Origin of the sequence: uncultured Marinobacter sp., from assembly GCF_963974375.1 — a bacterium.
Taxonomy (GTDB): Bacteria; Pseudomonadota; Gammaproteobacteria; order Pseudomonadales; family Oleiphilaceae; genus Marinobacter.
Window position 1 is genome coordinate 1 of record NZ_CAXBDN010000155.1, and the last position, 10,209, is coordinate 10,209.

Consider the following 10,209-nt stretch of genomic DNA (forward strand, 5'->3'; position numbering starts at 1 on the left):
CCTCGTCCTCCACTGCCCTGCGCGCCGCCCGCCCATGACCCTCACGCCCACCGATATCGACCGTCACAAGCGCCATATCCTGCTCAAGGAGATCGGCGGCCCCGGCGTGCAGAAACTGCGCGCGGCTTCGGTCTCGATTGTCGGAGCAGGCGCATTGGGTGGCCCCTGCGCGCTCTATCTCGCGGCCGCCGGTATCGGCCAGATCGAGATATGGGACGATGACCTGGTGGACCGCTCGAACCTGCAGCGGCAGATACAATTTGGCGAAGCCGATGTCGGCCGCCCGAAGGCCGAAATCCTGGCCGCCCGCCTCCAGGACGCCCATCCGGATTCGCATATCCGCTGGCACCGGCACCGCTGGAGCGAAAGCCACCCGCTGGCGGGCGAGATACTCGTCGATGCCTCCGACAATTACCCGACACGCTATGCCCTCAACGCGATCGCGCACGCCACGCACCGCCCCATGGTGCATGGCGCCGCTGCCGGCTGGACAGGGCAAGTCAGCGTCTTTGCGTCCGGTGTGCAGGCGGATGCGCCCTGCTATCGCTGCTGGGTGCCCGAGACGCCGCCGGATGCGCAGGCCTGCGATGAAGTCGGCGTCGTCGGCGCGCTGACCGGGATTGTCGGCGCATCCATGGCGCTCGAAGTCGTGAAGCTCGTGACCGGCGCCGGTAAGCCGCTGGTCGGCCGGCTTCTGCTCCTGGACGGCCTCGCAGGCACACAACGAACGGTCGGGTTGAAAAAAGATGCAACCTGTAGGGATTGCAACGGATCCGACACCGATTGACAGGCGCAGCCGGGTCGACCCTATTGCCGCCTGAACATGAATCAGATCCGGGGAGGGACCTATTCGATGCTGCGACGCCTGATAGCTGTTTTTGTGACGGTTGCGATCATTCTGGGGGCGGGATGGTTCGTGATGCGCCGGTCGGACATCGCCTATGACCGGTTGGAATCCATGTATGCCAATACCGAAAGCCGGTTCATGCCGATGGGCGGGGACATGCGTGTCCATTACCGGGATGTCGGCCCTCGTAATGCGCCCGTCCTCGTCCTGGTGCACGGTTTCTCGGCCTCGCTGCACACATGGGAGCCCTGGGTCCAGGGGTTGCGCAAGGACTATCGCGTCGTCTCGCTCGACCTGCCGGGCCACGGCCTGTCGCGCTGCCTCGATGTCTCGCAGACGGGCATCCCCCAATTCGTAGACACGATCGACCATGTAACGCGGGAACTCGGCATAGAGCGCTTCACGCTCGCCGGCAGCTCGATGGGCGGCCACACGGCCTGGAACTATGCCCTCGCCCACCCGGACCGGCTCGCCGAGACGGTAATCAAACGCCGGGTCGTCCTCGTCAAAAAACTCACTGGCCAGAATCTCGGCACCGTTCTCCAGCTGGATCAGCGAGTCCAGGGTGCTGCCCTTGTAGTTGCGCTCAATGACCTTGCCGACAAAACCGTGATCGGCGTCCGGCGCCAGTACCCGGATATCCTCAGGGCGTAACATCACATGGATCTGCTGGCCCACCTCACAGGTGAACGACGGCAGCCCCATGGTTCGGCGATAACCCTGCACATCAACGGTTATCTCTTCTACCCCCACCTTTTCCAATACTCCGGGGAACAGGTTGGTCTCGCCCACAAAGCGGGCGGTAAACAGATTGGCCGGACGCTCATAGATTTCCCGGGGCGTCCCCAGTTGCTGCACCCTGCCGTCACGCAGCACCACCACCCGATCGGACATGGACAGGGCTTCTTCCTGATCGTGGGTCACAAACACAAAAGTGATGCCCAGTTCCCGCTGCAGGCGCTTGAGCTGAACCTGCATGGTACGCCGCAGCTTGTAATCCAGAGCCGATAACGGCTCGTCCAGTAACAACAGTCGCGGTCGTTTGATCACCGCTCGGGCGATGGCCACCCGCTGTTGCTGGCCGCCGGAGAGCTGGTGCGGCTTTCGGCCGGCAAAATTCTCCAGCTGAACCATGGCGAGGGCATCATCCACCCGCTGCCGGATTTCCTGCTTTGGCCGCTTTTCCATCTTCAGGCCGTAGGCGACATTGTCGAATACCGTCATATGGGGAAACAGGGCGTAATTCTGGAACACCGTGTTTAACGGCCTTTGTTCCGGCGATAGCAGGGTGATCTCCGTTCCCGAGAGCTCAATGGTGCCGGCATCCGCCTGCTCAAAGCCTGCCAGCAATCTCAGCAGCGTGGTTTTGCCACAACCGGAAGGGCCCAACAGGGTAATGAACTCGCCATCCCGGATATCCAGGTCGAGGCCATCCAGCACCGTGCGGTCACCAAAACGTTTGGTGAGATTTCGTAAGGAAAGCAGTGTCTTCTGAGTCATTTTTCCGGCCCGGATGATGAGCTGGCTATTTTTTCAGAAAAAGACCTTTTGAGCAAAACACAAACCACAATCAGGAACAGGTGCTCCCTGCCGGTCTGGACTATAGTGAAGCTGGCCCCCGACATTGCCGGAAGGGGCACCTGGCCCGGCCATCTGACTGGGCCTGTCCGTGACGTCAACAAGGAGAAGTGTGCCATGAGCATGATGAAAGAATTCAAGGAATTTGCGGTTAAAGGCAATGTGGTTGATATGGCTGTGGGCATCATCATCGGTGTCGCCTTCGGCAAGATTGTGTCGTCATTCGTCGCCGATGTGCTGATGCCGCCCATTGGCCTGCTGATCGGTGGCGTGGATTTTTCCAACCTGGCCATCATCCTTCGGGAGGCCGCCGATGGCGGAGAAGCCGTCGCCATGCGCTACGGTGTTTTCCTGCAGTCGGTCCTGGATTTCATCATCGTCGCTTTCGCCGTGTTCCTGGCGGTCAAGGCCCTGAACAGCATGCGCAAGAAAGAGGCAGAAACCCCTGCGCAACCGCCGGCGCCCAGCGCCCAGGAACAATTGCTCATGGAGATCAGGGACCTGTTGAAAAACCAACCTCAATAATGGGAAGCGTTCGGCCAGAGGACACCACTCCGGCCCTGCCTGCCTTGCCTGTCGTGATGGCCGGCAAGGCACGGGCATGAAATCCGACCGTACCCCCACACATCAATCCTGCACTTACTGTATAATCTCCGCCCGCATCAAAGCTCATTATTATCCATTAAGGCTGTTCATGATTTCCGCCGCTGGCTCAAGCCACAACTCAGGCCCCGATACGGACATTTCCCGGCGTTTCTGCGTCGCTCCGATGATGGACTGGACCACGCCCCACTTTCGCTATCTGGCCCGCTTGCTCAGTCGGCACACACTGCTGTATACCGAGATGGTTACCACCGGTGCGCTGATTCACGGCGATACCGCGCGGTTTCTGCGCCATGATCCGCTGGAATACCCGCTTGCGCTGCAATTGGGGGGCAGCGACGCCGGAGAGCTGGCCCAATGTGCAACGCTGGCAGAAAAGTACGGCTTTGATGAGGTGAATCTGAACGTCGGCTGCCCCAGTGACCGGGTTCAGAACAACATGATCGGCGCCTGTCTGATGGGCCATCCGGACAAGGTTGCCGAGGGTGTGCGTGCCATGAAGGAGGCCACGTCCCTGCCGGTGACGGTAAAACACCGCATTGGCATCAATGGCCGCGAGTCCTGGGATCAGCTCTGCGAATTCATTGAAACGGTCGCCGCGGCTGGCTGCGAAACCTTCATCGTTCATGCCCGGATTGCGGTGCTGGAAGGCCTCAGTCCGAAAGAGAACCGGGACATACCTCCGCTGAAATACGACTGGGTCTATCGACTGAAACAGGCCTATCCCCAACTTGAAATCATCATTAACGGCGGCATAAAAACCTTCGACCAGTGTCACGACCATCTGCGCCATACCGATGGCGTGATGCTGGGCCGGGAGGCCTACCACAACCCCTGGCTGCTTGCGGAGGTTGACCCGGTATTCTTTGAACGACCGGCACCGGTCGCCAGCCGCCACGAGGCGCTTGCCTCCATGTTGCCGTTTATTGAGTCCGAGCTGAAACGGGGCGTGTTCCTCAGCCATATCTCACGACATTTACTGGGCCTGTTTCATGGCCAGCCAGGGGGCCGTCAGTTCCGCCGCTATATTAGTGAGAATGCCCACAAAGCGGGCGCTGGCATCGAGGTTATCGAGACCGCGCTGGCCCGGGTACCGGAGTGCAGCAAAGCGCTTCCTGCTGATGCCTGACGGCCAGACCGGACACTGGCATTCAGATTACTCGTACGTAACCCTGCTTTATCAGCCTCATACACCGGGTTGTCTTGTTCCTGCCAAGGGCGCCCGTTATTGTATCAGGTAACCTGAATGGCGTTGCCATCACCGGCCTCAGGCGGGCGGTGATTCCAACCGCTGCTTTCACCTCCGGCGCCCCGGAACCGGCGCTCAGATAACAAACGGGACAGGACCAATGACCAGCAAGCTTGAACAACTGAAAACCATGACCACCGTCGTGGCAGATACCGGCGATCTGGACGCCATTGCCCAGTGGCGGCCACAGGATGCCACCACCAATCCTTCGCTGCTGCTGAAAGCAGCGGCCTCTGATGGCTACCGTCCCATGCTGGATAAGGCCATCCATTTCGCCCGTGAACAGGGTGGCTCCGATGCAGAACAGCTGGCGTCCGCAACGGATATGCTGGCGGTACTGGCCGGCAAGGAAATTCTCGGGCTGATCCCGGGCCTGGTGTCAACCGAAGTGGATGCGCGGCTGTCCTTCGATACCGATGCAACCATCACCAAAGCGCGCCGCCTGGTGGAGCTTTACCGGCAGCAAGGGGTCGACACCGGCAGGGTTCTGATCAAGATAGCCGCCACCTGGGAAGGCATCCGGGCCGCGGAAGTACTGGAGAAAGAGGGCATACACTGCAATCTGACCCTGCTGTTCTCCTTTGCCCAGGCGTCTGCCTGCGCGGATGCCGGCGCTTACCTGATTTCGCCGTTTGTGGGGCGGATTCTGGACTGGCATCTGGCCAACAGCGACCAGAACGCCTTTGCGCCGGAAGATGACCCCGGCGTACAGTCCGTCACCCGTATCTACAACTATTACAAAACCTACGGCTACCAGACCGTGGTCATGGGTGCCAGCTTCCGCAATATCGGCGAGATCGAGATGCTGGCCGGTTGCGATCGGCTGACCATCAGTCCTGCCCTGCTCCAGGAGCTGAAAGAAGATGAAGGTACCCTGGCGCGCAAGCTGTCGCCGGATAACCCTCACAGTGACGACGAGCCCCTGCAGCTGGATGAAAAAGCGTTTCGCTGGGAATCCAACGAAGATGCCATGGCCACCGAAAAACTGGCGGACGGTATTCGCCGGTTTGCGGCAGACCAGATCAGCCTTGAGCGACAGATAAGCCTGTAGAAATACGGCCGGGACCACCAGCGTATACCCGGCAGCCGTACCAACGGAGGAGTGGATTCAAAATGATTGAAGGTCTTCGACAGCTGTTATTTCCCGATACCGGTACCGCAGGAGGAAATCCTGATCCCGACCGGCATCAGCTTGCGGTAGCTGCCACTACACTTATGGTGCAGCTGGCCAGAGTTGACAACCAGGAGGACGACCGGGAACTGGAGACCATCATCAACTGTGCGGTGCGGGTTCACGAGGTCACCGAAGATGAAGCCAGGCAGATCCTCGATGATGCCCTGTCCCATGCCGATGATGCCACCTCTCTGTATCAGTTCACCGGCGTGCTTAACGAACAGCTGAGCCAGAACAGCAAACAGGCGGTCCTGCAAAGCATCTGGCATGTGGCGCTGGCTGATGGCCGGGTGGACAAGTACGAAGAACACCTTATTCGCCGTATTGCAGATCTGCTGCATCTTAACCATCGCGAGTTCATGCAGGCACGCCACCGGGCCGAACAGGACAGCCAGTAAACGTCCCCAGGCCTGAAAGGTTACCTGCACACAGGAGTCAGCTCATGTTAGCCATTCTTCACCCGGACACCCCTCTCGGCAGCGAACCCTATCGTCACACGATGGAGTTCCTCAACAATCTCCCGGGAATCGCTGTAAAAGTTCATGAAGTGGAAGGCGCCACCCAGACCCTGACCGAAATCTACCTGCTCGGGGACACCAAATCCCTCGACAAGGATGAGATTGAGGCGCTGCCGGCGGTCGAACGGGTCATTCGTATCTCCGATGAATACCGCATTCTCGGCCGCCACCGGGATGATAACCGGCAATCCGGTTTCACCTACAACGGTGTAGCCTTCAATCAGGACAATCTCAACATTTTTGCTGGCCTGTGCGCCGTGGATACCCCGGAACACGTCAACATGATGATGAAAGCCCTGCAAGAGCATGGCGAGGTCTGCACCCGCATGGGCGCCTATAAACCCCGCACCAACCCCTATTCCTTCCAGGGTCATGGCAAGGGGTGTCTGCCCTGGGTGTTTGAAGCAGCAGGCAAACACGGCATCAAGGTGATTGCCATGGAAATCACCCACGAAAGCCACATTGACGAAATTGATGAGTGTCTGGAGAAGCTGGGCAGGCCTACCGGTGTGATGCTGCAGGTGGGCACCCGCAATACCCAGAATTTTGAACTTCTGAAATCCATCGGGCGCCAGAAAACCTACCCGGTACTGTTGAAACGGGGCTTCGGCATCACCCTCAACGAATCCCTCAACGCGGCGGAATATCTGGCCAGCGAGGGTAATGCCAACGTTGTTTTCTGTCTGCGTGGCATGAAAACCGAAGCCGGCCAGCCCCACCGCAATATGGTGGATTTCGCCCACGTGCCTACAGTAAAACGGCTGACCCGCATGCCGGTCTGTATTGACCCATCCCATTCGGTAGGCAGTCGTGACCGGGCACCCGATGGCATCCCAGAGGTCATGCACGCCACTGCCCAGGGCATCGTTGCAGGCGCCAACATGGTGCTGGTGGACTTTCACCCGAAACCGGAAAAAGCCCTGGTAGATGGCCCTCAGGCACTGTTAATGAATGAATTATCAACGTTTATTGAAGATGTGCGGGGCTGCCACGAACTCTGGCAGAAACGTCGTGTTCTCTACCGAAAAGGAGACGCTTCACAGCAATGATCATCTACGGACACCGGGGCGCCCGGGGAGAGGCGCCCGAGAACACATTACCGGGGTTCATTCACAGCTATCGGGCGGGCATCCGTCATTTCGAGCTGGACGTTGTGCTGTCATCTGACGGCGTGCCCATGGTCATTCACGATCTGACCCTCGACCGCACCACCGGCAAGCCGGGCCGGGTTACCGACAAAACCGCGGATGAGCTCAACCGCATGGACGCAAGGACCAACACTGCACCATGGTCCCGCCCGGCCTTCATCCCTACCCTGGAGCAGGTTCTGGACAGCTGCCCCGAAGTTATCCACTTCCAGCTTGAGGTCAAGACCGATACTCGCAGCCGCCTGAATATTCTGGGCAATCGCATGATCGAGATGATCCAGCGACGCCGGATTTTTGAGCAGGTTACAGTAACGTCTTCGGACACCTGGTTTCTCCAGCAGATCAAACGCCGCAACCGCAAGACCAGTATCGGGTACGTGGCAGCACGTCGCTTTCCCCGGCCGGTATCAACGGCCGCCCGGCTTGGCTGTGACTACCTGATACCCAGTGGCAGGATCTGTAGCGAAACCCTGGTAGCTGACGCCCACCGGCGCGACATGAAAGTATCGGCCTGGACCGTCAACCGGATCCACGACATGCTGGCCCTTGAGGCCATGGGCGTCGACAGCATCATCACTGATTACCCGACCAATACCAGAATCTACTTTGATAACCGCTCAGCCAGCAACTTTCGCCTGCCAGAGCCGATGCCTGCGGAACCATCATCCGCCGAGGGAAATGCTCTGCCCGGCCATTAAGCCGGACAGAGTACGGTCTTCACCGTTCAGAAAATCCGGTTCAGACCGTTCAGTGCCGCCACCCGGTAGGCTTCTGCCATGGTGGGGTAGTTGAAGGTCGTGTTGATAAAATAATTCAGTGAATTGGCTTCGCCAGGCTGATTCATGATGGCCTGCCCGATGTGGACGATCTCGGCCGCCTGATCACCAAAGCAGTGAATGCCCAGAAGCTCCCGGGTTTCCCGGTGGAACAGAATCTTCAGCATGCCAACAGCATCCCCGGTAATCTGGGCCCGGGCAAGATCCTTGAAGAATGCCTGGCCCACTTCATAGGGGACCTTTGCTTCCGTCAGTTCACGCTCGGTCTTTCCTACCGAACTGATTTCCGGGATGGTATAGATCCCCGTCGGCACGTCAGAAACGTAGCGGAAGTAATTGTCTTCCACCAGATCAGACGACGCTGCCCGGCCCTGATCATAAGCTGCACTTGCCAGACTCGGCCAGCCGATCACATCACCCACCGCATAGATATTCGGCACTTGCGTTCGATAATGTTCGTCGACCGCCAGCTGACCACGCCCGTTGGGTTCAAGACCCACATTTTCGAGTCCCAGCTTGTCGGTATTGCCGGTACGGCCATTGCACCAGAGGAAGGCATCAGCACGGATCTTCTTGCCGGACTTGAGGGTCAGCACAACACCGTGGTCATCGCCGTCTACCGACTCGTATTCTTCATTGTGACGAACCAGCACACCGTTGTTGCGCAGGTGATAACTCAATGCGTCGGAAATCTCATCATCCAGGAACGACAACAGGCGGCTGCCGGGGTTGATCAGATCGACCTTGACCCCCAGGCCCGCGAAGATCGATGCGTATTCCGAACCGATAACGCCCGCCCCATAGATAATCAGGGTGCGGGGGGTGTGGGACAGATTCAGAATGGTATCGCTGTTATAGATACGACGATGGCGGAAATTCACATCCGGCGGGGTATAGGGCCGTGAGCCGGTAGCAATTACCACGTGTTTGGTGTGCAGCACCTCAGCCGACTTGTTGCCTCGCACCTCAATCCGGTTGGCATCCAGAAAGTGGGCGCGACCGTTGATCAGGTCAACCCGGTTACGGGCATAGAACTGGGTCCGCAAATTCACCTGTTTGTTGATAACTTTTTGCGCACTCTGCAACACACGGGGAAAGGAGAACCAGCGTGGTTCACCGATATCCCGGAACATCTGATTGGTATTGAACGTGATAATCTGTTTGACCGAATGACGAAGCGCCTTGGAAGGAATAGTCCCCCAGTGGGTACAGTTTCCTCCCACCTGAGGCTTGTCTTCAACAATCGCTACCCGCTTGCCGTTTTTGGTGGCATTCATGGCAGCGCCTTCGCCGGCCGGGCCTGCACCAATAACCACGACGTCGTAATGATGTTCTGCCATCAGTACAGCAACTCCTTATCAGCGTGGTGAATAATCTTGCGGAACACCCCGACGTTTCACCAGGATGAGCTCGGACCCCGGGTTAATGAGGCGTCCTGTTAACGGACGAACCTTCGGCAGCGTCATAAGCCAGCGCCTGTGGGTTAGCGACCGCTGCCTTGTCATTTTCTTCTTCGCATTTGCTGGTGTCACCGCCACAGATATCGCATGCGCCGCCGATACCCAGTGCACCAATGCCACCGCAGGTGCCACTGATTGGCTTGCGACCAAAAATAACGCCTACCGACATGGCGGCCAGCAGAAAAGCAACAATGACCAGAACAAGCAGAAAGGTACCCATAGAACCCCCCGTTATTGAATAAGATAGGTGGCAAACGCCGGGGTATGATCAACCCTGAACCCGTCGCCATCCCTGATAATAAAATAGACTGCCATATTGTTGCGGGTTGCAAACGCCATCGACGCCTCATACCCCATGACCGTAAATGCCGTTGCCCAGGCATCCGCTTCCATGGCGGTCGTCGTTACAACCGTAACAGATGCCAGCTTGTGATCAACCGGATAACCGGTATTGGGATCTATGGTATGGGAATACCGTTGACCCTGAAATTCGTAATAGTTCCGATAATCACCGGACGTCGCCATACCATAGCGATCCATCGCCACCACCCGGTTGATTGCCCGATCGCCTTCTGACGGTTCTTCCACTGCCAGGCGCCAGGCGCTGCCATCAGGCTTGCGGCCATGGACCCTGATCTCGCCACCGATTTCAACCAGGTAACGTTCAACGCCCTGCCCCTCGAGATACTCAGCCACTGCATCAACACCGTAACCCTTGGCAATACCCGACAGATCCAGATACTGCTTTGACCGCGCCCTGATGGCCACCTGATCAGGATCAAACTCAAGATTGGCATAGCCGGTGGCACGATGAACCTCGGCCAGCAGGTCCGGGAGTGGCACCTGTTCAGGACGT

The 10,209-nt window shown here is 58.2% G+C and carries 9 protein-coding genes and 1 pseudogene; 6 read left to right on the forward strand and 4 right to left on the reverse strand.

Annotation, left to right across the window (positions count from 1 at the left end; all coding sequences use genetic code 11):
• Positions 1–1,303: 1,303 nt before the first annotated feature.
• Positions 1,304–2,347 (reverse strand): annotated as a pseudogene (gene potA, locus AAC035_RS13330) (spermidine/putrescine ABC transporter ATP-binding protein PotA); the annotation flags it as partial.
• Between the two features lie 195 nt (positions 2,348–2,542).
• On the opposite strand from potA, the gene mscL reads away from it, so the two are divergent.
• The 6 genes from mscL to AAC035_RS13360 all read left to right on the forward strand — a co-directional run bounded on the left by mscL (position 2,543) and on the right by AAC035_RS13360 (position 7,815).
• The gene (gene mscL, locus AAC035_RS13335; RefSeq protein ID WP_339804968.1) at positions 2,543–2,950 is read left to right on the forward strand and encodes a large-conductance mechanosensitive channel protein MscL; all 408 of its coding nucleotides are present in this window, start codon (positions 2,543–2,545) and stop codon (positions 2,948–2,950) included.
• Between the two features lie 169 nt (positions 2,951–3,119).
• On the forward strand, positions 3,120–4,157 hold the full coding sequence (dusA, locus tag AAC035_RS13340) for a tRNA dihydrouridine(20/20a) synthase DusA (RefSeq protein ID WP_339804970.1): 1,038 nt from the start codon (positions 3,120–3,122) through the stop codon (positions 4,155–4,157).
• 220 nt (positions 4,158–4,377) lie between these two features.
• Entirely contained in the window at positions 4,378–5,328 is a 951-nt protein-coding gene (gene tal / locus AAC035_RS13345) for a transaldolase (protein WP_339804972.1), read from the forward strand.
• 62 nt (positions 5,329–5,390) lie between these two features.
• The gene (locus tag AAC035_RS13350) at positions 5,391–5,849 is read left to right on the forward strand and encodes a TerB family tellurite resistance protein (protein WP_339804974.1); all 459 of its coding nucleotides are present in this window, start codon (positions 5,391–5,393) and stop codon (positions 5,847–5,849) included.
• A 44-nt stretch (positions 5,850–5,893) separates the two neighbouring features.
• Entirely contained in the window at positions 5,894–7,018 is a 1,125-nt protein-coding gene (locus tag AAC035_RS13355) for a 3-deoxy-7-phosphoheptulonate synthase (RefSeq protein WP_339804976.1), read from the forward strand.
• Positions 7,015–7,815 carry a glycerophosphodiester phosphodiesterase gene (locus tag AAC035_RS13360; protein ID WP_339804977.1) on the forward strand — a complete coding sequence of 267 codons (801 nt, stop codon included), beginning with the start codon at positions 7,015–7,017 and terminating at the stop codon, positions 7,813–7,815. The genes AAC035_RS13355 and AAC035_RS13360 overlap by 4 nt, the downstream gene beginning before the upstream one ends.
• A gap of 26 nt (positions 7,816–7,841) precedes the next feature.
• Here the strand turns inward: AAC035_RS13360 and sthA are convergent, their stop codons facing one another.
• The 3 genes from sthA to AAC035_RS13375 all read right to left on the reverse strand — a co-directional run.
• Complete coding sequence (sthA, locus tag AAC035_RS13365) at positions 7,842–9,233, reverse strand: Si-specific NAD(P)(+) transhydrogenase (protein WP_339804978.1); 1,392 nt, start codon at positions 9,231–9,233, stop codon at positions 7,842–7,844.
• An 82-nt stretch (positions 9,234–9,315) separates the two neighbouring features.
• A complete protein-coding gene (nqrM, locus tag AAC035_RS13370; RefSeq protein WP_339804979.1) occupies positions 9,316–9,573 on the reverse strand; it encodes a (Na+)-NQR maturation NqrM in 258 nt (85 codons plus the stop codon).
• 11 nt (positions 9,574–9,584) lie between these two features.
• The coding region (locus AAC035_RS13375) for an FAD:protein FMN transferase (RefSeq protein WP_339804981.1) at positions 9,585–10,209 on the reverse strand (625 nt) is incomplete at its 5' end.